Here is a 25,024-nt window from a genome sequence, read left to right on the forward strand (position 1 = left end):
ACGACGAAATCGAATTCTAACGAATTACCGATTTCTGTCCCACTCTCTTTCTTTTATTTGCTAAAGAAGAAGGGAGGAGTGAATTCTTTCAATTTTTCAAAGCAGTCCAAAGCTCCCTGATTGTCTTCACAAATGATGAGGCAGACATCATCTCCGCAGACGGTTGCGACAATTTGTGGCAATTCAAGGGCATCTAAGATGGCTCCGAAGGACTGGGCCAGACCAGGGAGTGTTTTGACGACTACTTGGTTTTGGACGGGACGAAGCATGACAAGGGCATCTTCCATATAAAAACGCAGTCGGTTTTCCCAGCGAGATGGGGCAATGCTATTGATGGCATAATAAGAGCTATCCCCTTCGTTAATTTTTACCAGATTCAAGGATTTGACATCTCTTGAGAGGGTTGACTGGGTCACGATGATGCCGTTCGCTTCCAGGCTGTCCTGCAATTCTTGTTGGGTTCGAATTTTCTTTTCTGAAATAATGGACCGGATCAGGCGGTGGCGACTTTCAATCTTATTCATAAGGGGCTCTCCTTATTTGATAAACATAGCATCTCCAAAGCTAAAGAAACGGTAGCCTTGGTCGATAGCGTGCTGATAAGCATCCAGAGTGAGTTCTCGACCTGCGAAGGCAGAAACGAGCATGACTAAGGTTGATTTTGGTAAGTGGAAGTTGGTTGAAAAGGCGTCGACAACTTGCCACTGATAGCCTGGTTTGATAAAGATATTGGTCCAACCAGAGTCGGCTTGTAACTCTCCATTAAACTTGTTCCCAATTGTTTCTAAAGTTCGGATAGAAGTGGTCCCAACGGCAACGATGCGGTGTCCACTCGCTTTGACTTGTCGAAGGGTTTGGGCGGCTTCTTCTGAGAGTTGATAAAATTCGGAATGCATTTCATGTTGGTCGAGATCATCGACGGATACAGGACGGAAGGTACCTAGTCCGACATGAAGGGTTAGATAAACCAAGTGAACCCCTTTGTCTTCGATCCTCTGTAAGAGCTCAGGTGTGAAATGGAGGCCAGCAGTAGGAGCTGCGGCAGATCCATTTTCTTTGGCATAGACTGTCTGGTAACGTTCCTTATCTTCTAATTTTTCATGGATGTAAGGTGGTAGGGGCATTTCTCCTAAACTTTCCAAGACTTCAAGGAAAATTCCTTGGTAAGAAAACTCTACGATACATCCTCCGTGTTCCAGCTTTTTGATTAGGGTCGCTTGAAGACGTCCATCGCCAAAGCTGACGACCCCTCCCTCTTTGAGACGTTTGGCAGGTTTAGCAAGAACCTCCCATTGATCGCCTTCGATATTTTTTAAGAGAAGAAGCTCCACATGCCCTCCTGTATCCGGTTTGACCCCATGGAGACGAGCTGGAAGGACACGGGTATTGTTCATGACTAAAGCATCCCCTGGTTCCAATTCATTGATAATGGCGTCAAAATGCTGGTCTTCCATCTGACCTGTTTGTCGATTGAGGATCAGTAGTTTTGAGGCATCGCGCTTCTCTAATGGGGTTTGCGCAATTAACTCCTCGGGGAGGTGGAAATCAAAGTCATTCGTGTTCATGTTCTCTCCTTGTATCTAAATTCTTCTATTTCTTACATTTAACCTTCCCCATTATATCATGAAATAAGAGTGAAACAAAGGAAATCACTAGCCGAATTTTAAAGGGATGAAGGTAAAAAATCCTTTTCTAACATCAAGAAAGCGCTTGACAAAAATTGGTCTATACCATATAATGAATATAAGAAATAAGCGGAGGATTTATCATGAAAGTTATTGAAGTAGCTAATCAAATCGAAGGGGGACAGGTTGCTTTTGACCTGCTAAAAGAAAAGTTAGAGCAGGGTGCCAAAACTCTGGGGCTTGCGACTGGAAGCAGTCCACTTGAGTTTTATAAATTGATTCGGGAGAGTGATTTGGATTTCTCAGACATGGTCAGTGTCAACTTGGATGAGTATGTCGGCTTGACGGGAGAAGATCCTCAATCCTATCGTTACTTTATGCAGGAAAATTTATTCAATGAGAAACCGTTTAAAGTTAGCTATCTTCCAAAAGGAAATGAAGATACTGCAGAAGAAGAAACAGCTCATTACAATGAAATTTTGGCCCAACATCCAGTAGATCTGCAAATTCTAGGGATCGGTCGCAACGGCCACATTGGTTTTAACGAACCAGGCACGCCATTTGACAGCCAAACGCATTTGGTCCATTTGGATCAATCAACGATTGAAGCCAACTCTCGCTTCTTTGAAAAAATTGAAGATGTTCCAACTCAAGCCATCTCCATGGGGATTGCGAACATTCTTGCTGCCAAGTCTATCATTCTCTTTGCCTATGGAGAATCAAAAGCAGAAGCTATTGCAGGAATGGTTAATGGTCCAAAAACAGAGAGTTTACCAGCGAGTGCCCTTCAAGGTCATCCAGATGTCGTGATTATTGCAGACCAAGCAGCCTTGAGCCTACTGTAACCAGTTGAAAAAGAGAGACCTATCTGAAATATCCTGAAAGATAGGTTTTTTTATGGATTGAAGTATGGTACAATAAGATAAAATTCTATATTTGAGGAAAATATATTTTGAAAAAGAAGTTGCTCGTTTTAGGAATCGTCGTCTTATCTCTACTCCGCCCTCTGTCAATCGTAGCGGATGAGCTAGTGGATATGGCGCAAAAAATGTATCCCAATGATCATGTGCAAGCCTATAATCGACCAAGGTCCTCTCTCGTCATCGATGCGAATACCGGGGATGTTTTGTGGAGAGACAATATTGATGAAGTGCGGGATCCAGCAAGTATGAGTAAGCTCATGACATTGTATCTGCTTTTCGAAACCATGAAAGAGGGAAAAATTACCAAAGATACGGTTGTCACTGCAACAGCTGCGGATCAATCCATGTCAAAAATCTATGAGATTTCCAACAATAACATCGTTGCAGGTGTGGACTATACGGTCTCTGAATTGATTACCATGACGGCTGTTCCATCCTCCAATGTGGCTACGATTATGTTGGCTAATCTCCTTTCTAACCACGATGCGGATGCCTTTATTCAGCGGATGAACGAAAAGTCCAAGGAGTTGGGGATGACCAATACAATTTGGAACAATCCGAGTGGAGCGGCCATTTCAACCTTCCAAGGTTTATATACCAGTTATAACTATCCAAATGATGCGGCCAACCAGACAACTGCAAGAGATTTGGCGATTCTCGTCTATCATTTCGTGAAAGAATATCCAGAGATTCTTAGCTATACCAATCAGGCTAAGGTGACCGTGAAACAAGGAACGCCTTATGAGGAGACTTTTGATACCTATAACTATTCCTTGCCAGGAGCTAGATATGCTCTTGAAGGAGTAGATGGTCTGAAGACAGGTTCGAGTCCACGTGGTGCCTTTAATTATATCGCAACCGCTAAACGGGGGGACCAACGAATTATCTCCGTAGTCATGGGAGTTGGTGATTGGTCCGACCAGGATGGTGAATACTATCGACATCCATTTGGCAATGCCTTGATCGAAAAGGCTTTTGCTGATTATCGTTATAAGAAGTTGTTGGACAAGGGTGTTCAGACGATTGATGGAAAGACCTACACACTGGATCAACCTTTCTATGCCACGGTCAAAAAGGGAGAAGAGAATCCAAAACTCGTTGTCAAAGATGGACAGGTTGAGGCGGATTCAGGCTTGATGACCCTATCAGAAAAGATTTCTGATGGACTTCCAGTCAAAGAAGGAGCAGTGAGTCAATCGGATTCCCAAAGTACGGCGGCCCCAGCTAGAGAAAAATCCTTTCATTTTCCTCTTGAAAGCCTGGTCATTCTGATTCCAATTTTCATTCTTGCTATGATTCTGTATTTAGAAAGAGCTCATCGCAAAGAACGGGCGCGCAAGGCTCAGGATCGCTACAAAAAATAACTGATCAAAACTCAACTGAAATCCAGTTGGGTTTTGTCATTGCCTTTTATTTCTCATGTTGAAAGGAAACTTATGAAAGCATTTCGAAATTCCTATCCTGCTTATTTATTTTTATATAGTTTTTACTTCATGTCGACGGCCCTCTTTACGACTTTAATCTCTGTCTATCTGATAGGCCAGCAGTATTCAGCCAGTCAGGTATCTAATTTGGTGTCGACAGCCTTTTTCCTATCCATGCTTACCCAGCCCTTATTTGGTTATATCAATGAACGATTTGGCATTGTTAAAATCACGACCTTGAGCTTAGGAGTCCTCATGGCAGGAGTGGGTGGCTTTATCTGGGCCCCTAACTTCTTTTGGTTGACGATTTTTTATGGCTTGGTATTACTGTGTCTAAATGGGACGGCTCCCATGATGGAGATTTTAGCTACCCAGAGTCCCTATGCTTTTGGAAAAATCCGCGTTTGGGGGACGCTAGGGTATGCGGCTGGAGCCCACCTAGCTGGTTGGCTCTATGCTCATCTTAGCCCCCAGTCTGTATACTATTGTGTATTGGTCACGATCCTTCTTAGTTTCTTCACTTTAGGGGCTATCCGTATTTCCAAGACCAATCGGGTACAGAAAGAAGCTGTCTCGATCCGTCCTTTGCTCCATAATGGACCCTATCTCTTTTTCCTATTACTGATGGGGCTTGTGTCGGGCGTGGGGAATATTGGCCATACCTATATTCCAGCTCTCTTGATGGATAGTGGCCTTCCTGTTCAGATAGCCTCTACGGTTGTGGCCCTATCTGTTGTTGTAGAAGCGCCCCTCATCTTTTTTTCAGACCGTTTTATGGACCATTGGCCCTTGCGTTTACTAATCTTGCTTCCTGTGGGGATCCTCTTGCTCCAGTATTTTATCTATGCTCTTCCGAGTCCGGTCTTCTTAAAAGTGCTGGTCACCCTCTTGGCTAAGCATACGACAGGGATGGTCTTGATCATGGTCTCCTTGCGTTTTATCTCCCAACAGGTGGATAAGAAAGATCTAGTCTTAGCTATGGCTCTTGTACAAGGAGTCCGCTATCTTGGTACCATTCTCTTGCAACCGCTAGCAGCTTTCTTTGTGGATCACGGAGGATTTTCAATGATGAGTTACTTCTTGGTGGCTGTCCTAGTCCTCGTCCTTCTACTAAGCCTCTTTTTAAAGATGCCAAAAGGGAAATCTCCAGGTCTCTTTGGGAACACGAAGGAGTAAAAAGTTTAGGAAATAGAGTTTGTGAATAGAAGGACTTATGCTATAATGGAGAACGATGATGTTTATGAAAGAAATGAGAGAGAATGAAGTTTAAACGTGCCTTATTTGCGACACTTTCCCTTGCTTGCCTATGTTTCCCAATGCTAGCAAAGGCAGATGATCTTTACCAACAAGAAGATATCATGTCGATCACAGAAAAATCTGGGACTTCGGTGGATGAATTTTTCCGTCCCAAGGCTGATATTGTCGTTGATGCTCATACAGGAGCTATTCTTTATGGTGATAATATTGATGCTCCTCGTGACTCGGGTAGTATGGCTAAATTGATGTCTGTTTATGTTCTTCTGAGAGCTATTAAAGAAGGGCAGCTGGATTATGATACCCTGATTACAGCGACGGATACGGATGTGATCATTTCTCAAAATCAGAAGTTGAGCAATAGTCCCATTGTGGCGGGTGCTCAATACAAGGTATCTACCCTCCTAAATATGATTTTTGTTCCTTCATCCAGTGCCGCGACCATCATGATTGCCAATAAGGTGTCGGGAGGAGATCCAGATAAATTCTTGGATTTGATGAACCAGCGGGCCCAGGAAATTGGAATGACCAATACCAAGTGGAACAATCCTAATGGTGCCCCAACTGCAGTCCTAGATGGCTACTATAATCCGACCCGCTATGATCAACATGCCATTAACCAAACAACCGCAAGAGATATGTCTATTTTGGCCTATCACATAGTTAACGAGTTCCCTGAAATCCTCAACTATACTAAAAATGCCAAGATAACTCTCTTCCAAGGTACAGATTATGAAGAAACCCATGAAAATTATAATTATTCCTTGGAAGGTGGAAGGTATTCTCTAAAGGGAGCGGATGGCCTAAAAACCGGCTCTAGTCCGACAGCAGATTATAATTACACCTTGACGGTTAATCGCGGAAATCAGCGATTTGTTCAAGTCATTATGGGAGTTGGGCATTACGATGTGGAAATTGCAGAGAGCCTGCGCCACGTCATTGGAAATGCCCTGATTGAAAGACTCTATCAGGATTATGAGTACAAAGAGATCCTGCCTGCGGGGGATCACACGATTCAGGGGCAAACCTATCACTTAGACAAACCCTTCTATGCTACAGTGAAAAGAGGGACCAATCCAGAGATCAGTGTTCAAAATGGCCTGCTACAAATCGCCAATGGCTTGCAAACTGTTTCTCCGTCCATTCAGCAAACGCAGGCTGTAAGCGCAGTAGAAGCGTCCCATCAGAAGACCACGAGTAGTCGTCAAAAAGGCTGGGATCCAATGTGGCTCTGTTGCTTCCTTCCTTTTATTTTCTTAAGAATTTTCTTTAACATCAGATATAAGAGAAAATAAAAAGATTTCCGTATTTGGAAATCTTAAATTAAAGAAATAATATTCCTAGAAACTTCCATAGGTGAGTACGGACGTCATGGAACTTCGAAGAAGTTCCATGACTAATTAAGATATAAAGGGCGTCTGCGGATAAAGTCAAAATAGGAAGTTTGACGCAGAATCTTTGGATTCTAGGAGAACTTATCTTTTTGACACAATCCGCAGCCCGTGTTCAATTAGTTTTGGATCTAAGGCTCCAAAACTCCCGAGCTTGATGCTAAAATGGTAGTGGAAGCTTAAAAAGGAGAGAGTGAATGAAAAAAATACTAATATCGACGCTTGCTTTACTGGGAGTGATGGGGCTAGTAGCCTGCTCGAATCAAGAAGGGACCTCGTCCAGTGAAAAGTCTGTAAAGGAAACACGCCAGTCATCAACCTTTTCTCAGGGCAAGAAAGTGACCAGCTTGAAAGGATCCTCAGAGTCTCCTTTTGTCTTGTATACAGATGAGGAACTTGAAAATGCTAGAACTGTTGGAGACTTTAAAGCGCTCTATGCTTTGATGATGGACCGAACCGTTGCTCATTCAGAGGAAGCAGGAGCATCACTGACGGGCTCTGCTAAAGAGACCTATGAGACCTATCTGAAAGATTTGAAAGAGAAAATGGAAACGAGCAAGACCCGCTTTAATGAATCTATGGATACGATAGGGTCCGAAGACACCGAAGTCCCGGAAGCTACCCGTGCAACCATTGTTGAAAAATTTGAAACGGCTCGAAAACAAGCTGAAGCATCTGAAAATGGGACCGCTCCATCATCGGAAACTCCAGATCCGGCATCAGACGAGAATTCGAGTGAGTCAGATCAATAAGCTAGGGACGTATTTAAACTTCTCGTCTAGGATGGATGAGCAGTCGCTTTGCATGTAAGAACGATTATATCTAAACAAGGAGCTTGGCTCCTTTTTTTCTTTCTCTTCTATATAAATAAGCGTCTTCGGTTACGAATTATATAAGTGGAGGTGATGACATGTTTGTTGCGACAGATGCAAAGCAACAGCGTTGGAATTGTTTGGAGAAAATCCCGATGAAAAAGGAAGGTCCCTTTTTCTGTCTCTTGTGTGGAAAGGAAGTCCGCTTAAAGAAAGGGTTTGTGATGCGTCCTCATTTTGCTCACGTTAGCCTAGAGGCTTGCCCCTTTCATCATGAGACGGAGAGTCCAGAGCATTTAGAGTTAAAACTGGGGCTTTATCAATGGGCCAAGCAAAACTCCGATGCTGAAGTGGAAAGTCCTCTGCAGGCTTTCCAACAGATTGCGGATGTTCTCCTTCCGGATCAAAAGATTGCCTTAGAAGTGCAATGCAGTTCCTTGTCTATGGAGCGTTTAAAAGAACGGAGCGATGCCTATCACAAGCATGGCTATCAGGTCTATTGGTTGTTAGGGAAAAACTTGTGGCTTAAGAAAAGCTTGTCTGCTCTGCAGGAAGGTTTTGTCTATTTTAGTCAAAATAGGGGCTTTCATCTCTGGGAGTTAGACCTAGAGAAGCAGGAAGTTCGTCTCCACTATCTCATTCATCAAGACTTGCGAGGGCGTCTTTATTATCGGACTCAACATTTCCCTTTTTATGGAGGTAATCTGTTAGAAGTTTTGCGGACGCCTTATGCCCAACAAAGCTTGCAACAAATGACAGTTCCTCTAGACAGACAGTTTAAGGACTATCTTCGTCAACAGCTGTATTACCGCCATCCTAAATGGATGGCCCTTCAGGAACAACTCTATCTGAAAGGAAAGCATCTCCTGGAGTTGGACTTGGAAGCCTTTTATCCCCTTTGTCGGCCACTGAAGTCTTCCCATTTTATTCAGATTAGGGGAGATTGGCGAAGCTATTACCAGGACTTTATGACCTACTATCGTCGAACTGGAATGAAAGCGACGCAGACTCTTTATTCCCCTCGTTTTTATCAGAATGGGAAAGCTTAAATTTCCGTGAATCAAATACCCCCAAATGGTAATATATGTGATAAAATAGAAACATTGGAGGATTTTTGTAATGGTAAAACAACGAAATGAAATTGATGAAAAATACCAATGGGATTTGTCGACCATTTTTGCGACAGACCAAGCTTGGGAAGAAGAAGCAACTGCTTTAGCTGCAGCGATTAAAGATGCTGCCCATTTTGCAGGATCTTTATTGTCTTCTCCAGCCAATCTATTAGAAACCACAGAAGTTTATTTGGACTTGAGCCGTCGTTTGGAGAAGGTCTATGTCTACGCCCATATGAAGAATGACCAGGATACACGCGTAGCCAAATACCAAGAATTCCAATCAAAAGCCATGTCTCTATACAGCCTTTTAGGGGAGATCTTTGCCTTCTACGAACCAGAATTTATGGAGATCACCGAAGAGCAATATGCCAACTTCTTGAAAGAAGTCCCTGCCTTAGAAGCTTATGCTCATTACTTTGACAAATTGCTCAAAACCAAAGAGCACGTTCTTTCTCAAAAAGAAGAAGAATTGCTAGCAGGAGCAGGTGAAATCTTTGCTGCGGCAGGGGAAACTTTTGAGATTTTGGACAATGCCGATATCGTCTTTCCAATGGTGAAAGATGACCAAGGCCAAGAAGTGCAGTTGACTCATGGAAACTACATCTCTTTGGTAGAGTCGAAGGACCGCCAAGTTCGTAAGGAAGCATACCAAGCCTTGTATGGTGTCTACGAACAGTACCAACATACCTATGCCAAGACCCTTCAGACCAACGTCAAGGTCCACAATTACAATGCTAAGGTTCGCAAATTCTCTAGCGCACGTGAAGCAGCTCTTTCTGCTAACTTTATCCCAGAGAGTGTCTATGATAGTTTGGTAGAAGCGGTTAACAAGCATTTGCCACTCTTGCAACGTTACGTGAAACTTCGCTCAAAAATCTTGGGAATTGAAGATTTGAAGATGTATGATGTCTACACACCATTGTCTTCTACTGACTACAAGTTCACTTACGAAGAAGCCCTTGCCAAATCTGAGCAGGCTTTGGCGGTGCTTGGTGATGACTACCTATCCCGCGTGAAGCGCGCCTTCACCGAACGTTGGATCGACGTCCAAGTCAACCAAGGGAAACGCTCAGGGGCTTATTCAGGTGGTTCATACGATACCAATGCCTTTATGTTGTTGAACTGGCAGGATACATTGGACAATCTCTTCACCTTGGTGCATGAGACAGGCCACAGTATGCACTCTAGCTATACTCGTGAGACTCAGCCTTATGTCTATGGGGATTATTCTATCTTCCTTGCTGAGATTGCTTCCACAACTAATGAAAATATCTTGACCGAGCAATTGTTGGCAGAAGTAGAAGATGATGAAACCCGTTTTGCCATTCTCAACCACTTCTTGGATGGTTTCCGTGGTACCGTCTTCCGTCAAACCCAGTTTGCTGAGTTTGAGCATGCCATTCATAAAGCAGATCAAGAAGGACAAGTCTTAACTAGCGAATTCTTGAATGAGCTCTATGCGGATTTGAACGAGAAATACTATGGTCTTTCTAAAGAAGACAATCCAGAAATCCAATACGAATGGGCTCGCATTCCTCATTTCTACTATAACTACTATGTTTTCCAATATTCAACTGGTTTTGCAGCAGCCTCTGCCTTAGCTGAGAAAATCGTTCATGGAACACAAGAAGATAAGGACAAATACCTAGAGTATTTGAAGGCCGGAAATTCGGATTACCCACTCAACGTAATCCGCAAGGCGGGTGTTGATATGGAAAAAGAAGACTACCTCAATGCTGCCTTTGAAGTCTTTGAACGTCGTCTCAATGAATTTGAGGCTCTCGTTGAAAAATTAGGATTGGCCTAAGATGGTAGAGTCTTACAGTAAAAATGCCAACCACAATATGCGCCGCCCAGTTGTCAAGGAGGAAATTGTCTCCTTCATGCGGGAGCGCCAAGCACCGGTAACGGATGCTTTAAAAGAGCTAGAAGAATTTGCTCGGCGGGAAAATATTCCCATCATCCCTCATGAAACGGTCGCTTTCTTTCGTCTCTTTTTGCAGACCATGCAACCCAAGTCGATCTTAGAAATTGGGACGGCGATCGGCTTTTCGGCCCTCTTGATGGCAGAGCAAGTACCTGATGCAAGGATTACAACCATTGATCGCAACGAGGAAATGATTGGTTTTGCCAAGGAAAACTTTGCTCGTTTTGACCAGCGTAACCAAATCACCCTCTTAGAAGGGGATGCGGTCGATCTGCTAGAGCATATCGAGCAACGCTTTGACTTGATTTTTATGGATTCGGCTAAGTCCAAGTACATCGTCTTTCTTCCAGAAGTTCTCAAACGGTTGGAAGTTGGGGGAGTAGTCATTTTGGACGATATCTTCCAAGGAGGAGATGTGGCGCGTGATATTATGGAAGTTCGTCGTGGACAACGCACCATCTATCGAGGCTTGCAGCGTCTTTTTGACGCCACTTTGGACCATCCTGGCTTGACGGCCAGTTTGATTCCCCTCGGCGATGGCATTCTTATGATTCGTAAAAATCAGGAAGAGATTTCTTTGCCGACAGAAGAGTAGCTTTTAGACTTATTTAAGTTATCCTGTTGAATTTGTGGTAAAATAGTAGCAGTGAATTTTAGAATGGAGAAATAAACATGAAGAAAAAATTTGTAGCTGGAGCGGTGACCCTCTTATCCGTTGTAACGCTAGCAGCTTGTGCAAAAGGTGGCAGTGACAAGGATATCGTCACAATGAAGGGTGACACGATCACTGTTGGTGATTTCTATGATGAAATCAAAAACAACCAAGGTGCACAACAATATCTTTTCCAAATGACCATTAATAAAGTCTTTGAAAAAGAATACGGCTCAAAAGTCTCAGACAAAGATGTTGAGAAAAAAGTTGATGAGCAGAAAAAACAATTGGGTGAAGCTTTCAAGAGCTACCTCACTCAACAAGGGTTAACAGAAGAAACCAACAAACAACAAATCCGTAGCAATCTTTTGTTAGAGTATGCGGTTGACCAAGCTATTTCAAAAGAGTTGACAGACGAAGCTTACAAAAAAGCCTTTGAAAGCTATACACCAGAAATCACTGCAAATGTGATTAAAGTGGATTCAGAAGAAAAAGCGAATGAAGTTCTTGCAAGTGTAAAAGCTGAAGGTGCTGACTTTGCACAAATTGCCAAAGAAAATTCTACAGATGCTAGCACCAAAGAAAAGGGTGGAGAAATCAAATTTGACTCTGGAACAACAACTGTTCCAACTCGTGTCAAGGAAGCAGCATCTAAGCTTGATGTAAATGGTATTTCAGATGTCGTTATTGATCCTGCTAGTCAAAAAAGCGCTGGTGCCTACTATATCGTTAAAGTAACTAAGAAGGAAGAAAAAGGATCTGACTGGAAGAAATACGAAAAACGCTTGAAAGAAATTCTGACGGCAGGACGTAAAAATGATGCCAACTTTATCCGTAGCATCATTGCCAAAGCAATGTCAAATGCCAATATCAAGGTCAAAGATGATGCCTTCAAGGCAACCTTCAACCAATACATGCAAAATATTGGTGCAACAACAGAAGGTAGCTCATCTTCTAAATAAGGATATTAGTTGACGAGCATTGTATTTATCTGTATAATGAGATAGTTGAGAATAAATCATTTAGAATCGGATGCAGAGAAGTGGCGGGGGTGCGAGCCATGGAAGAGAAATGATTTTGCTACTCAATAGAACAATTACATAATCGAATGAAGAATGACAAGTTCATTGAATGAAGGTGGTACCGCGGTTTTTCGCCCTTCGTTAGTGAGCTTGTCTTTTTTTCAGCATTTCTACCGGAGATCCTTTCTAATAAGAGAAAGGTTTTCATAAGGATTTGCAGGAGGAAACTGATGAAAACGTATCTGGTCAAACAAAAGTTTCGACTTGGAGGGGAACGCTTTGACATCAAAAATGATCTAGGAATGGTGGAATACCAGGTAGAAGGTTCATTTTTGAAGATTCCTAAGACCTTTACGGTATTTGATGTAGAAGGCCAGAAGGTCAGCCATATTATGAAGAAGCCTTTTAGCCTCTTGCCCCAATTCACTGTAGAATTGGCAGATGGCTCCAGTTTTTTCATCCGTAAAAAACTGACCTTATTACGTGATAAGTATGACATTTCTAACCTAGGACTTCGCATCGAAGGCAATATCTGGGATTTGGATTTCAAGTTATTGGATGATCGCGACCAGCTGGTTGCAGAGATTAGCAAGCAAGTCTTTACCTTGACGTCGACTTATCAGGTTTCTGTCTATGAAGAGGAATATGCCAATCTGGTGATTTCCTTGTGTCTTGCCATTGACTATGTAGAAATGATGGAAAATGGCTCCTAAGCCAATCAATAGAAAACAATAAATAGAGGAGAAAACATGAAACAATTAACTAGTGCACAAGTCCGCAAAATGTGGCTTGATTTCTGGGCGACCAAAGGTCACTCAGTAGAACCATCTGTTAGCTTGGTTCCAGTAAACGATCCAACCCTATTGTGGATTAACTCAGGGGTCGCAACCCTTAAGAAATACTTTGATGGAACTATCATCCCTGAAAACCCACGGATTACCAATGCGCAAAAGGCTATCCGTACCAACGATATCGAAAACGTAGGGAAGACTGCTCGTCACCATACTATGTTTGAAATGTTGGGGAATTTCTCCATCGGGGATTACTTCCGTGACGAAGCCATTACCTGGGCTTATGAACTCTTGACAAGTCCGGAGTGGTTTGACTTCCCTAAAGACAAACTCTACATGACCTACTATCCAGCTGATACAGATTCATACAACCGCTGGATCGAAGTGGGCGTGGACCCAAGTCACTTGATCCCAATCGAAGACAACTTCTGGGAAATCGGTGCTGGACCTTCTGGACCAGATACAGAAATCTTCTTTGACCGTGGAGAAGCATTTGACCCAGAAAACATCGGTATTCGCCTTCTTGCAGAAGATATCGAAAACGACCGTTACATCGAAATCTGGAACATTGTCTTGTCACAATTTAATGCAGACCCAGCGGTTCCTCGTAGCGAGTACAAGGAATTGCCACACAAGAACATTGATACGGGCGCTGGTTTAGAGCGTTTGGTGGCGGTTATCCAAGGGGCTAAGACAAACTTTGAAACAGACCTCTTCATGCCGATTATCCGTGAAGTTGAGAAGTTGTCTGGTAAAACCTACGATCCAGATGACGACAACATGAGCTTCAAGGTGATTGCGGACCACATCCGTTCGCTGTCATTTGCGATTGGGGATGGTGCCCTTCCTGGAAATGAAGGTCGTGGCTATGTCCTTCGTCGTCTCCTCCGTCGTGCCTCTATGCATGGTCAAAAATTGGGTATCAATGAGCCTTTCCTTTACAAACTCGTTCCAACTGTTGGAAAAATCATGGAAAGCTACTACCCAGAAGTTCTTGAAAAACGTGACTTTATCGAAAAAATCGTTAAGAGCGAAGAAGAGTCATTTGCTCGTACTCTTCACTCAGGTCAACACTTTGCAGAAACAATCGTAGCAGACTTGAAAGAAAAAGGCCAAACGGTTATCGCTGGTCAAGATGTCTTTAAACTCTATGATACATACGGATTCCCAGTAGAGCTGACAGAAGAAATCGCTGAAGAAGCTGGAATGACAGTTGATCGTGAAGGTTTTGAAGCAGCCATGAAAGAACAACAAGAACGTGCGCGTGCATCTGCTGTCAAAGGCGGATCTATGGGTATGCAAAACGAAACCCTTCAAAACATCACTGTAGAAAGTGTCTTCAACTACAATGCTAGCCAATTGTCTTCTAAGTTGGTGGCTATCGTAGCTGACAATGCTGAAGTAGAAGCTGTATCAGAAGGAACTGCGTCACTTATCTTTGCAGAGACACCTTTCTACGCTGAAATGGGTGGACAAGTTGCGGACCATGGTCAAATCTTGGATGCTGCAGGAAATGTCGTAGCGACTGTAACAGACGTTCAAAAAGCACCAAATGGCCAACCACTTCATACCGTTGAAGTTCATGCTCCACTTGCTTTGAACCAAGAATACACTTTGGCGATCGATAGCAATCGTCGTCACCGTGTCATGAAGAACCACACAGCCACTCACTTGCTCCATGCGGCTCTTCACAATATCCTTGGCCACCATGCAACTCAAGCAGGTTCACTTAATGAAGTGGAATTCCTTCGCTTTGACTTCACTCACTTCCAAGCTGTAACTCCAGAAGAATTGCGTGCTATTGAACAGCAAGTCAATGAAAAAATCTGGGAAGCGATCGCAGTTAAGACTGTTGAGACTGATATTGATACAGCTAAAGATATGGGTGCTATGGCCCTCTTTGGTGAGAAATACGGTAAGGAAGTCCGTGTTGTGACCATCGGTGACTACTCAGTGGAGCTCTGTGGTGGTACCCACGTTGGCAATACTTCTGAGATTGGCCTCTTCAAGATTGTCAAAGAAGAAGGGATTGGATCAGGAACTCGTCGTATCTTGGCAGTGACTGGTAAAGAAGCCTTCGAAGCTTATCGTGAACAAGAAGATGCACTGAAAGCAGTCGCAGCAACCTTGAAAGCACCTCAACTCAAGGAAGTTCCTCATAAGGTTGAAGGCCTTCAAGAGCAGCTCCGTCAATTGCAAAAAGAAAATGCTGAATTGAAGGAAAAAGCTGCAGCAGCAGCGGCAGGTGATGTCTTCAAACATGTTCAAGAAGCAAACGGCCACCGTTACATTGCTAGTCAAGTTTCTGTATCAGATGCAGGTGCCCTTCGTACCTTTGCGGATAACTGGAAACAAAAAGATTACTCTGACGTGCTTGTTCTTGTCGCAGCAATCGGTGACAAGGTCAACCTTCTCGTAGCCAGCAAGACAAAAGACATCCACGCAGGTAACTTGGTTAAAGAATTGGCTCCAATCGTTGATGGACGTGGTGGTGGTAAACCAGACATGGCCATGGCAGGAGGAAGCAACCAAGCGAAAATCCAAGAATTATTGGATGCCGTAGCAACTAAATTGTAAGCAACAAGAGATCTACCTTCGGGTAGGTCTTTTTGTATGGTAAACTGTTAAATCTTTGTAAAAACTTTTTAAGAAGTACTTGTAATTTTTGATAAATACATTACAATAAATATATAGGAAAAAGGAAGTGTCTTAGATATTGCTCCATTGTCGATTTGAAGGTGCAGTCCGAGGCCCTCATAAAAATCCTAAGTTTGACAGCATAATAAATAATCAAAAGTAGATAATTGAATTAAAAAATAGACTTGGAATAGGAATCGAAAGGAAAAAGGAGTGTTGTATGAAGGGGAACAGTATCTGGAAAAATGTTGGTTTGTATGCCTTGGTGGTCTTCTCTCATTTTATTTTATTTTCGAGGATTCTTGCTAGTTGCTTGAATGTTCTTGTTGAGGGAGGTTCCGAGCTTCTCATTCTCTTGATATTCGCTTTGGTATCTGCTCTCTATATTTTTGGTTTGTGGAAATGGTACCAAAAGGGTTGGAAACTTGAGGTTAAAAAGACCAAACTGACGTCCACGATATGGTTACCCATTGGATTATTAGTTGCCTTTATTGCTCTTCAAGCCTTGGTCTCGGGTGAATCGTCTAATAATCAAAGAAGTATTGAGTTTTTCTTGGAGTTATTTCCTGCCTTCGTTTTTTTCTATATTATTTTTATTGCTCCCATTATTGAAGAATTCATAACTAGAGGCTTAATGGCCAAGTATCTATTTTCAAAGCAGGAAACCCTAGGACAGACCTTGCTCTATATTGCTCTTTCTTCTAGTTTATTTTCTTTTCTCCATCTTCCGTCTAGTCTAGGGCAATTTCTAATTTACTTTATAATGGGTTCAATTTTCGCTTTAGCGTATCTGACTAAGGAAGATATTCGTTATGCCATTGCCCTGCATATAGCAAATAACCTGATCGCTTCTCTCCTTATCTTCTTGCTTCAATAAAGAAGAATGGGGACTAACATACCTAACAAATCAGCCCTTTCCAAATCTGGAAAGGACTGATTTGTTTATTTGAGATAGTTTCTTCTGCAGCAAGGCTAATTTTTAGCATAAAAAAACAAAAAAACCTTTCCATCTGGAAAGGTTTTTGTCTTATAGGCCATAGTTGTAATCGTCATCCTGCATGGCTTCTACTTCACCGAGAAGATAACCATTTCCGACTTGAGAGAAGAAGTCGTGGTTGGATGTACCGGTTGAGATCCCGTTCATGACGATTGGGTTGACATCATCCGCTGAGTCAGGGAAAAGGGGATCTTGTCCCAAATTCATGAGGGCTTTGTTAGCATTGTAGCGAAGGAAGGTCTTGACTTCCTCTGTCCAACCTACACCGTCATAGAGGCTCTCTGTATAGCCTTCTTCGTTTTCATAGAGGGTGTAGAGCAAGTCATACATCCATTCTTTAAGTTTTTCTTGTTCGTCTTCTGGTAATTCGTTAAATCCAAGTTGGAACTTGTAGCCGATATAGGTTCCGTGAACAGATTCGTCCCGAATGATCAACTTGATGATTTCTGCCACGTTGGCCAATTTGTTGTTTCCAAGATAGTAGAGCGGTGTGAAGAAACCAGAGTAGAAGAGGAAGGTTTCAAGGAAGACGCTGGCTACTTTCTTTTCTAGAGGAGTGCCATTGAGGTAGATCTCGTTGATGATTTCTGCCTTCTTTTGAAGGAAGGGATTGGTATTGGTCCATTCGAAAATCTCTTCGATTTCTGACTTGGTATTCAAGGTAGAAAAGATAGAAGAGTAAGACTTAGCATGGACAGATTCCATGAATTGGATGTTGTTAAAGACAGCTTCTTCATGAGGAGTACGAATATCCGCACGAAGGGCTTGCACACCCGTTTCAGACTGCATGGTATCGAGAAGGGTTAAACCTCCAAAAACTTTACCAACAAGGTCTTTTTCCTTGTTAGACAGCTTTCTCCAGTCGTCCAAGTCGTTTGACAAAGGAATACGTGTATCCAACCAGAATTGTTCGGTTAGCTTTTCCCAAGTAGATTTATCGATGACATCCTCGATGGCATTCCAGTTAATGGCTTTGTAGTAAGTTTCCATTTGAAATCTCTTTCTTTTTCTAATTCATTCGATCATACAATCATTATTATTCTAACACAATTGTTAGAATACCGCACAAAAAGTCGGCGAACCGACTTTTTGGTAGCAATGGATCAGAGTGTCTTAGATGACACAGCTTTCACATTGGTTCGCGCCAACTTCTCCACCATCATCGGTAAAGGTACGGACGTAGTAGATAGACTTGATTCCCTTGTTAAAGGCGTAGTTGCGAAGGATAGACAAGTCACGAGTGGTTTGTTTGTTTTCAGTTTTCCATTCGTAAAGCCCTTTTGGAATATCACTACGCATGAAGAGCGTGAGTGAAAGTCCTTGGTCTACGTGCTCAGTTGCAGCAGCATAGACGTCGATGACTTTTCGCATATCCATGTCGTAGGCAGAAGTGTAGTAAGGAATGGTTTCTGTTGACAAACCAGCAGCAGGGTAGTAGATCTTACCGATTTTCTTCTCTTGGCGTTCTTCAATCCGTTGTGTGATTGGGTGGATAGAAGCAGATACGTCATTGATGTAGCTGATAGAACCATTTGGTGCGACAGCCAAGCGGTTTTGGTGGTAAAGACCATCTGCCTTGACTTTATCGCGGAGTTCAGCCCAGTCTTCTGCACTAGGAATGAAGATATCCTTAAAGAGTTCTTTGACGCGATCAGATTTTGGAACAAACTCTCCGGTCGTGTACTTATCAAAGTAGCTACCGTTGGCATAGTCTGATTTTTCAAAGTTGTGGAAGGTAACGCCCCGTTCACGTGCGATGTTGTTTGATTCGACGAGAGTCCAGTAGTTCATGAGCATGAAGTAGATGCTCGTAAACTCAACAGATTCAGGTGATCCATACTCGATCAATTGTTGGGCAAGGTAGCTGTGAAGTCCCATGGCTCCAAGACCAAAGGTATGAGCTTGGCTATTTCCGTGGTCAATTGTTGGAACAGCAACGATATGAGAGCTATCTGTAACGAAGGTCAAAGCACGAACCATGGCACGAATCGAACGACCAAAATCAGGTGAAGTCATCATGTTAACCACGTTGGTTGAACCAAGGTTACATGAGACGTCAGTCCCCATTTTAATGAATTCTTGAGCATCGTTAATCAAGCTTGGCTCTTGAACCTGGAGGATCTCTGAACACAAGTTACTCATGATGATCTTTCCATCAATAGGGTTTGCCCGGTTAGCAGTATCGATGTTAACTACATATGGGTAACCAGATTCTTGTTGCAATTTAGAAATTTCAGTTTCCAAATCACGGGCCTTAATTTTTGTCTTGCGGATGTTCGGATTAGCAACCAACTCATCGTATTTTTCAGTGATGTCGATGTAGTTAAATGGCACTCCGTATTCACGCTCTACAGAGTAAGGGCTGAAGAGGTACATTTCTTCATTCTTACGAGCCAACTCGTAGAACTTGTCTGGCACGACGACACCAAGTGAAAGGGTCTTAACACGAACTTTTTCATCGGCATTTTCCTTCTTAGTAGAAAGGAAGGAGATGATATCTGGGTGGAAGACATTGAGGTAAACTACACCAGCCCCTTGGCGTTGTCCCAATTGGTTAGAGTAAGAGAAGCTATCTTCGAAGAGTTTCATGACTGGCACGACCCCAGAAGCGGCTCCTTCATAGCCCTTGATTGGTGCACCAGCTTCGCGAAGATTGCTGAGGGAGATTCCAACCCCACCACCGATACGTGAAAGTTGGAGGGCCGAGTTGATAGAGCGTCCGATCGCATTCATATCATCAGTTACCTGGATCAAGAAACAAGAAACCAATTCCCCACGGCGGGCACGTCCAGCATTCAAGAAAGAAGGAGTAGCTGGTTGGTAGCGCTGGTGGATGATTTCATTTGCGATGTCTTTAGCAATTTCTTCATTTCCATCCGCAAAGTAGAGAGCATTGAAGAAGACGCGGTCTTCCATACTTTCGAGATAGTACTCTCCATCATTTGTTTTCAGAGCATACTGGTTATAGAATTTATAGGCAGCCATGAAGGACTTGAATTGGAAGTTTTGATCTTTGATAAATTGGGCCAATTCTTCCAAAAATTCAGGACGGTACTTCTGAATGAAGGCTGTTTCGATATAGTTGTGTTCAATAAGGTAGTTGATTTTATCCGTTATTGAATCAAAGGCCATGGTATTTGGCACAACATTTTCTTTGAAGAAAGCATCCAAGGCTTCTTTATCTTTATGAAGCATGATTTGACCGTTAACTGGACGGTTGATTTCATTATTAAGACGGAAGTAGGTTACGTCTTCAAGTGATTTTAATCCCATAATGTTCCTTTTTCTAATTCAAAAACAAAGGGGAGGCAAGCTCCCCTGTACAAGTAAAAGGGCTAGGGGAACACTGTAGTCGAGAACTACAGTAATCCATTCCCTAGACCAATCAGATCCTGTTTGATAGTTTTAAGATAATTTCTTGAGCTTAGCTGGTTGGAAGCCAGAGAAGACTTCATCTGCCGTTTGGATAACTGGTGCAGCGTTGAAACCAAGGTTCTTCACATGGTCTACAAACTCAGGTTGCTCATCTAGATTAATTTCACGGTATTCAACGTGATTGGTATCTAAAAAACGTTTGGTCATTTTACATTGAACGCAATTATTTTTTGAATAAATTGTCACCATAATGTGATCTAACTCCTCTAAATTCATAAATCTGTATCTAGTATAAACAAAAGGTTTTTCCTTGTCAAGAGTTTTAACTAAATATTGTGCACGTAAATTAACTATATCGGAGTATACCACAATATGTAGTATTGTAAGAATTAGTGAAAATTGAGGAAAACGTGATAAAATATAGGTTTTTTAAGTCAAAGGAATTCGAACTATTTTCCTAAAATTCTATATACTGTGTCCCTGAAAGCAATTCTATTTATTTAATAGAAGAAAGTAAAAAAAGTAGTTTAAAAGAAGAGAAAAAATGAGTGCTTCCTGTAAGTATTTTCAGTAAGTGTGTGATAAAAATCTTGAAAAATAATGAAGAAGATGATATAATAGCAAATTGTAAGGGTTATCACAGATAACTCAAAAACTAATTTTAAAAGGAGAGTCAAACTATGGCTTCTAAAGATTTCCACATCGTGGCAGAAACAGGTATCCACGCACGTCCAGCAACTTTGTTGGTTCAAACTGCTAGCAAATTTGCTTCAGATATTACTCTTGAATACAAAGGTAAATCAGTTAACTTGAAATCAATCATGGGTGTTATGAGCCTTGGTGTTGGTCAAGGAGCTGACGTTGTAATCTCAGCTGAAGGTGCTGACGCTGATGATGCTCTTGCAGCAATCGCTGAAACAATGGAAAAAGAAGGATTGGCATAAACATGACAGAAATGCTTAAAGGAATTGCAGCATCTGATGGTGTTGCCGTTGCTAAGGCATATCTACTTGTTCAACCCGACTTGTCATTTGAAACAATCTCAGTTGAAGATACAAATGCAGAAGAAGCTCGTTTGGATGCAGCTCTTGAAGCTTCACAGAACGAGCTTTCTCTTATTCGGGAGAATGCAGTAGCGAGCCTTGGTGAGGAAGCGGCACAAGTATTTGATGCTCACATGATGGTCCTTTCTGACCCTGAAATGGTTGGTCAGATCAAGGAAACAATTCGCACGAAGAAGGTGAATGCTGAGGCTGGTTTAAAAGAAGTCACAGACATGTTTATCACCATCTTTGAAGGAATGGAAGATAACCCATACATGCAAGAACGTGCAGCAGATATTCGCGACGTGACCAAACGTGTTCTTGCAAACTTGCTTGGTAAGAAATTGCCAAACCCTGCAACCATCAATGAAGAAGCAATCGTGGTTGCGCATGACTTGACTCCATCCGATACCGCTCAATTGAACAAACAGTTTGTTAAAGCCTTTGTTACAAACATTGGTGGACGTACAAGTCACTCAGCTATCATGGCGCGTACACTTGAAATTGCAGCGGTTCTTGGTACAAACAACATTACAGATCTTGTAAAAGATGGTGATGTGTTGGCTGTATCTGGAATCACTGGTGAAGTGGTCATCAACCCAAGTGAAGAACAAATTGCAGCCTTTAAAGCAGCTGGTGAAGCTTACGCTAAACAAAAAGCTGAATGGGCTCTTTTGAAAGATGCCAAAACTGTTACTGCAGATGGCAAACACTTCGAGTTGGCTGCTAACATCGGTACACCTAAAGACGTTGAAGGTGTGAACGAAAATGGTGCAGAAGCTGTTGGTCTCTATCGTACTGAATTCTTGTACATGGATTCTCAAGATTTCCCAACTGAAGATGATCAATATGAAGCATACAAAGCGGTTCTTGAAGGAATGAACGGTAAACCTGTTGTCGTTCGTACAATGGATATCGGTGGGGATAAAGAACTTCCTTACTTCGATCTTCCTAAAGAAATGAACCCATTTTTGGGTTACCGTGCGTTGCGTATCTCTATCTCTGAAACAGGTAACCAAATGTTCCGTACACAATTGCGTGCTTTGCTTCGTGCATCTGTTCACGGTAAATTGCGGATCATGTTCCCAATGGTTGCTTTGTTGACAGAGTTCCGTACAGCTAAAGGTATTCTGGAAGAAGAAAAAGCGAAATTGGTTGCGGAAGGTGTTGCCGTTGCTGACGACATCGAAGTAGGGATCATGATCGAAATCCCAGCAGCAGCGATGTTGGCTGATCAATTTGCCAAAGAAGTTGACTTCTTCTCAATTGGTACAAACGACTTGATCCAATACACCATGGCTGCTGACCGTATGAACGAACAAGTTTCATACCTTTACCAACCATATAACCCATCAATCCTTCGTTTGATCAACAATGTGATCAAAGCAGCTCACGCTGAAGGTAAATGGGCTGGAATGTGTGGTGAGATGGCTGGTGACCAAACAGCTGTTCCTCTTCTTGTCGGAATGGGCTTGGATGAGTTTTCTATGTCAGCTACATCTGTCCTTCGTACACGTAGCTTGATGAAGAAACTTGACACAGCTAAGATGCAAGAATACGCCAATCGTGCTCTTACTGAATGTTCAACTATGGAAGAAGTGCTTGAACTTTCTAAAGAATACGTGAACGTAGACTAATTGATCTTAAAAATCTGATAAAAGTTATCACCTCGGAAGAGGTGGTAGCTTTTTTATTTTAAACCTGTATTTGTTTCTTTAAATGAAGTAGCTGAACAAAAATGGAGTAGGTGTTGCTATATCAAAACAAAAAATTTAAATTTTCCAAAAATTTTCGGAAATAGGTTTAATTACAATTATTTTTATAGTATAATATTGGAAAGATAGTTTGAAAACTGAACAATTATGAATCTACTTTAGGAAATTTCAGGGAAACAATGAAAGTTTCAAATTCTTTTCATAATTTTTCATCGTATTATTCAAGAAAAAATCTTGAATATTTCAACTATTTATAGTAGAATAATATCAATAGGAAGCGCTTACATAAAAGCGAGAGAGGTGAGTGAATGGATACGAAACAAGCATTGTATACATTTGGAACCGGAGAGAACTTTCATCTTCAACATTATCTAGGGGCTCATAAAGAGCAAGTAGATGGTGTGGAAGGGTATAGTTTCCGTGTATGGGCTCCAAATGCTCAGGCAGTACACCTGGTAGGTGATTTCACCCAATGGGAAGAAAATGAAATTCCTATGGTAAGAAACGAAGCTGGTGTTTGGGAAGTTTTTACAACTGCACCTCAAGTTGGCGATATCTATAAGTTCCATGTTACAAGACAAAATGGCCACCGCTTGATGAAGGTGGATCCTTTAGCAGTCCGCATGGAAAAACGTCCGGGTACTGGAGCGGTTATTACAGATATTCCGGAACGGAAATGGAAAGATGGACTCTGGATGGCTAGACGGAGAAAACTTGGCTTTAGATCTCGTCCAGTAAATATTTATGAAGTTCATGCCGGTTCATGGAAACGCAATGAAGATGGAAGTCCTTATTCATTTGCTCAGTTGAAGGAAGACTTGATTCCCTACTTGGTAAAAATGAACTATACCCATGTGGAGTTCATGCCGGTGATGGCTCACCCGCTTGGATTAAGTTGGGGCTACCAATTGATGGGTTACTTTGCCTTAGAGCATACCTACGGAACACCGGAAGAGTTTCAGGATTTCGTTGAGGCCTGTCACTTGAATAACATCGGGGTGATTGTGGACTGGGTGCCGGGTCACTTTACTATCAATGATGATGCCTTGGCTTATTACGATGGAACACCTACTTTTGAATACCAGGACCACCATCGTGCCCACAACTATGGCTGGGGAGCAATGAACTTTGACCTAGGGAAAAACCAGGTTCAATCCTTCCTCATCTCTAGTGTAAAATTCTGGATTGAGTTTTACCATTTGGATGGAATCCGGGTCGATGCGGTCAGCAACATGCTTTACTTAGACTACGATAGTGGTCCATGGACACCAAATATTGATGGTGGAAATCTCAACTATGAGGGGATCCATTTCCTTAAGCGGATGAATGCTGTGATTAAATCAGAACATCCGGATGTCATCATGGCAGCGGAGGAAAGTTCATCTGGCACCAAGATCACTGGTCCAGAAGAGTATGGCGGTTTAGGATTTGACTACAAGTGGAATATGGGCTGGATGAATGATATCCTTCGCTTCTATGAGGAAGATCCTATTTATCGGAAATTTGATTTCAACTTGGTGACCTTTAGCTTTATGTATGCTTTCTCTGAAAACTTCTTGTTGCCATTCTCTCATGATGAAGTGGTCCACGGGAAGAAGAGTCTCATGCATAAGATGTGGGGAGATCGCTACAACCAGTTCGCTGGCTTGCGCAACCTCTTGACCTATCAGATTTGTCACCCAGGTAAGAAATTGCTCTTCATGGGTTCAGAGTTTGGCCAATTCTTAGAATGGAAGTCTGAAGAACAGCTAGAATGGTCCAATCTAGAAGATGACATGAACCGCAAGATGCAAGAGTTTACTTCACAGCTCAATCAATTCTACAAAGATAACAAGATGCTCTGGGAAATTGATGATAGCTATGATGGTATTGAGATTATTGATGCAGATAACCGAGATCAGAGTGTCTTGACCTTTACTCGTAAGGATAAAAAAGGAAATCATCTGCTTTGTATCTTTAATATGGCACCAGTAGAGCGCAAGGACTTTACAGTCGGCGTCCCTGTTGCTGGGGTCTATGAAGAAATTTGGAATACAGAACTAGAGAAATGGGGAGGTGTCTGGAAAGAGCACAACCAGGAAGTGAAGACTCAAGAGGGATTATGGAAAGATTATCCACAAACCTTGACCTTCACCTTACCGGCTCTTGGAGCCAGTGTATGGAAAGTGAAACGAAAACTTCGTTCCAATGTGTCTAAAACAAAAAAATAGTTGTTGGTGATCTACTGATCGCAGTCTATGATCCCATTCCTAAGTCTGTAGAAGAGGCCACAGTGCCTCTCCTCAGAGGTGGGAAGAAGGTCTCGTCAATCCAAAAAGGAG

General features: G+C 42.3%; 20 protein-coding genes. 15 read left to right on the forward strand and 5 right to left on the reverse strand.

Translation table 11 applies throughout. The features are described from left to right. Positions 1–53: 53 nt before the first annotated feature. Positions 54–524 carry an arginine repressor gene (locus tag ADF75_RS07070; RefSeq protein ID WP_048689219.1) on the reverse strand — a complete coding sequence of 157 codons (471 nt, stop codon included), beginning with the start codon at positions 522–524 and terminating at the stop codon, positions 54–56. 12 nt (positions 525–536) lie between these two features. Further along, positions 537–1,565 (reverse strand): tRNA preQ1(34) S-adenosylmethionine ribosyltransferase-isomerase QueA, encoded by a 1,029-nt coding sequence (gene queA / locus ADF75_RS07075; RefSeq protein ID WP_048789630.1) that lies wholly within the window; start codon positions 1,563–1,565, stop codon positions 537–539. Between the two features lie 203 nt (positions 1,566–1,768). Between queA and ADF75_RS07080 the strand changes: the two genes are divergently transcribed. The 12 genes from ADF75_RS07080 to ADF75_RS07135 all read left to right on the forward strand — a co-directional run bounded on the left by ADF75_RS07080 (position 1,769) and on the right by ADF75_RS07135 (position 16,450). Further along, positions 1,769–2,470, forward strand: a complete 702-nt coding sequence (locus ADF75_RS07080; RefSeq protein ID WP_048689227.1) for a glucosamine-6-phosphate deaminase — start codon at positions 1,769–1,771, stop codon at positions 2,468–2,470. Positions 2,471–2,577: 107 nt separating this feature from the next. Next, complete coding sequence (locus ADF75_RS07085; RefSeq protein WP_048789631.1) at positions 2,578–3,912, forward strand: DUF1958 domain-containing protein; 1,335 nt, start codon at positions 2,578–2,580, stop codon at positions 3,910–3,912. 72 nt (positions 3,913–3,984) lie between these two features. Further along, a complete protein-coding gene (locus tag ADF75_RS07090; RefSeq protein WP_048789632.1) occupies positions 3,985–5,148 on the forward strand; it encodes an MFS transporter in 1,164 nt (387 codons plus the stop codon). A gap of 83 nt (positions 5,149–5,231) precedes the next feature. Beyond that, positions 5,232–6,521 carry a serine hydrolase gene (locus ADF75_RS07095; protein WP_048789633.1) on the forward strand — a complete coding sequence of 430 codons (1,290 nt, stop codon included), beginning with the start codon at positions 5,232–5,234 and terminating at the stop codon, positions 6,519–6,521. Between the two features lie 293 nt (positions 6,522–6,814). Further along, positions 6,815–7,369 carry a hypothetical protein gene (locus ADF75_RS07100; protein WP_048789634.1) on the forward strand — a complete coding sequence of 185 codons (555 nt, stop codon included), beginning with the start codon at positions 6,815–6,817 and terminating at the stop codon, positions 7,367–7,369. 158 nt (positions 7,370–7,527) lie between these two features. Further along, positions 7,528–8,478: a competence protein CoiA gene (locus ADF75_RS07105; protein ID WP_048789635.1), complete on the forward strand. Its 951-nt coding sequence runs from the start codon at positions 7,528–7,530 to the stop codon at positions 8,476–8,478. Between the two features lie 70 nt (positions 8,479–8,548). After that, on the forward strand, positions 8,549–10,351 hold the full coding sequence (pepF, locus tag ADF75_RS07110; protein WP_048789636.1) for an oligoendopeptidase F: 1,803 nt from the start codon (positions 8,549–8,551) through the stop codon (positions 10,349–10,351). Between the two features lies 1 nt (position 10,352). Next, the gene (locus ADF75_RS07115; RefSeq protein ID WP_048789637.1) at positions 10,353–11,066 is read left to right on the forward strand and encodes an O-methyltransferase; all 714 of its coding nucleotides are present in this window, start codon (positions 10,353–10,355) and stop codon (positions 11,064–11,066) included. Between the two features lie 77 nt (positions 11,067–11,143). Beyond that, entirely contained in the window at positions 11,144–12,085 is a 942-nt protein-coding gene (locus tag ADF75_RS07120; RefSeq protein WP_048789638.1) for a peptidylprolyl isomerase, read from the forward strand. A gap of 290 nt (positions 12,086–12,375) precedes the next feature. Further along, positions 12,376–12,858 carry an LURP-one-related/scramblase family protein gene (locus ADF75_RS07125; RefSeq protein ID WP_048789639.1) on the forward strand — a complete coding sequence of 161 codons (483 nt, stop codon included), beginning with the start codon at positions 12,376–12,378 and terminating at the stop codon, positions 12,856–12,858. A 36-nt stretch (positions 12,859–12,894) separates the two neighbouring features. Continuing rightward, positions 12,895–15,513: an alanine--tRNA ligase gene (gene alaS / locus ADF75_RS07130; RefSeq protein ID WP_048789640.1), complete on the forward strand. Its 2,619-nt coding sequence runs from the start codon at positions 12,895–12,897 to the stop codon at positions 15,511–15,513. Positions 15,514–15,793: 280 nt separating this feature from the next. After that, positions 15,794–16,450 carry a CPBP family intramembrane glutamic endopeptidase gene (locus ADF75_RS07135; RefSeq protein WP_048717184.1) on the forward strand — a complete coding sequence of 219 codons (657 nt, stop codon included), beginning with the start codon at positions 15,794–15,796 and terminating at the stop codon, positions 16,448–16,450. 150 nt (positions 16,451–16,600) lie between these two features. Here ADF75_RS07135 and nrdF read toward each other — a convergent pair whose 3' ends face one another. From nrdF to nrdH, 3 genes are all read right to left on the reverse strand, one after another. After that, a complete protein-coding gene (nrdF, locus tag ADF75_RS07140) occupies positions 16,601–17,560 on the reverse strand; it encodes a class 1b ribonucleoside-diphosphate reductase subunit beta (RefSeq protein WP_037608336.1) in 960 nt (319 codons plus the stop codon). 123 nt (positions 17,561–17,683) lie between these two features. Further along, positions 17,684–19,843 (reverse strand): class 1b ribonucleoside-diphosphate reductase subunit alpha, encoded by a 2,160-nt coding sequence (gene nrdE / locus ADF75_RS07145; RefSeq protein ID WP_048789641.1) that lies wholly within the window; start codon positions 19,841–19,843, stop codon positions 17,684–17,686. A 132-nt stretch (positions 19,844–19,975) separates the two neighbouring features. Then, positions 19,976–20,194 (reverse strand): glutaredoxin-like protein NrdH, encoded by a 219-nt coding sequence (gene nrdH / locus ADF75_RS07150; protein ID WP_006596951.1) that lies wholly within the window; start codon positions 20,192–20,194, stop codon positions 19,976–19,978. A 431-nt stretch (positions 20,195–20,625) separates the two neighbouring features. Between nrdH and ADF75_RS07155 the strand changes: the two genes are divergently transcribed. The 3 genes from ADF75_RS07155 (at position 20,626) to glgB (ending at position 24,913) form a co-directional block, all read left to right on the forward strand. Then, entirely contained in the window at positions 20,626–20,889 is a 264-nt protein-coding gene (locus tag ADF75_RS07155; protein WP_006596636.1) for a phosphocarrier protein HPr, read from the forward strand. 2 nt (positions 20,890–20,891) lie between these two features. After that, positions 20,892–22,625, forward strand: a complete 1,734-nt coding sequence (gene ptsP / locus ADF75_RS07160; protein WP_048789642.1) for a phosphoenolpyruvate--protein phosphotransferase — start codon at positions 20,892–20,894, stop codon at positions 22,623–22,625. A 386-nt stretch (positions 22,626–23,011) separates the two neighbouring features. After that, positions 23,012–24,913 (forward strand): 1,4-alpha-glucan branching protein GlgB, encoded by a 1,902-nt coding sequence (gene glgB, locus ADF75_RS07165; protein WP_048789643.1) that lies wholly within the window; start codon positions 23,012–23,014, stop codon positions 24,911–24,913. The last annotated feature ends 111 nt before the right edge of the window (positions 24,914–25,024 follow it).

Source organism: Streptococcus sp. 1171_SSPC (assembly GCF_001069335.1).
Lineage (GTDB): Bacteria > Bacillota > Bacilli > Lactobacillales > Streptococcaceae > Streptococcus > Streptococcus xiaochunlingii.

Coding starts and splice junctions, on each gene's coding strand:
- ADF75_RS07070 (WP_048689219.1), bottom strand. CDS start 524: ATGAATAAGATTGAAAGTCGCCACCGCCTGATCCGGTCCATTATTTCA.
- queA (WP_048789630.1), bottom strand. CDS start 1,565: ATGAACACGAATGACTTTGATTTCCACCTCCCCGAGGAGTTAATTGCG.
- ADF75_RS07080 (WP_048689227.1), top strand. CDS start 1,769: ATGAAAGTTATTGAAGTAGCTAATCAAATCGAAGGGGGACAGGTTGCT.
- ADF75_RS07090 (WP_048789632.1), top strand. CDS start 3,985: ATGAAAGCATTTCGAAATTCCTATCCTGCTTATTTATTTTTATATAGT.
- ADF75_RS07095 (WP_048789633.1), top strand. CDS start 5,232: ATGAAGTTTAAACGTGCCTTATTTGCGACACTTTCCCTTGCTTGCCTA.
- ADF75_RS07100 (WP_048789634.1), top strand. CDS start 6,815: ATGAAAAAAATACTAATATCGACGCTTGCTTTACTGGGAGTGATGGGG.
- ADF75_RS07105 (WP_048789635.1), top strand. CDS start 7,528: ATGTTTGTTGCGACAGATGCAAAGCAACAGCGTTGGAATTGTTTGGAG.
- pepF (WP_048789636.1), top strand. CDS start 8,549: ATGGTAAAACAACGAAATGAAATTGATGAAAAATACCAATGGGATTTG.
- ADF75_RS07115 (WP_048789637.1), top strand. CDS start 10,353: ATGGTAGAGTCTTACAGTAAAAATGCCAACCACAATATGCGCCGCCCA.
- ADF75_RS07120 (WP_048789638.1), top strand. CDS start 11,144: ATGAAGAAAAAATTTGTAGCTGGAGCGGTGACCCTCTTATCCGTTGTA.
- ADF75_RS07125 (WP_048789639.1), top strand. CDS start 12,376: ATGAAAACGTATCTGGTCAAACAAAAGTTTCGACTTGGAGGGGAACGC.
- alaS (WP_048789640.1), top strand. CDS start 12,895: ATGAAACAATTAACTAGTGCACAAGTCCGCAAAATGTGGCTTGATTTC.
- ADF75_RS07135 (WP_048717184.1), top strand. CDS start 15,794: ATGAAGGGGAACAGTATCTGGAAAAATGTTGGTTTGTATGCCTTGGTG.
- nrdF (WP_037608336.1), bottom strand. CDS start 17,560: ATGGAAACTTACTACAAAGCCATTAACTGGAATGCCATCGAGGATGTC.
- nrdE (WP_048789641.1), bottom strand. CDS start 19,843: ATGGGATTAAAATCACTTGAAGACGTAACCTACTTCCGTCTTAATAAT.
- nrdH (WP_006596951.1), bottom strand. CDS start 20,194: ATGGTGACAATTTATTCAAAAAATAATTGCGTTCAATGTAAAATGACC.
- ADF75_RS07155 (WP_006596636.1), top strand. CDS start 20,626: ATGGCTTCTAAAGATTTCCACATCGTGGCAGAAACAGGTATCCACGCA.
- ptsP (WP_048789642.1), top strand. CDS start 20,892: ATGACAGAAATGCTTAAAGGAATTGCAGCATCTGATGGTGTTGCCGTT.
- glgB (WP_048789643.1), top strand. CDS start 23,012: ATGGATACGAAACAAGCATTGTATACATTTGGAACCGGAGAGAACTTT.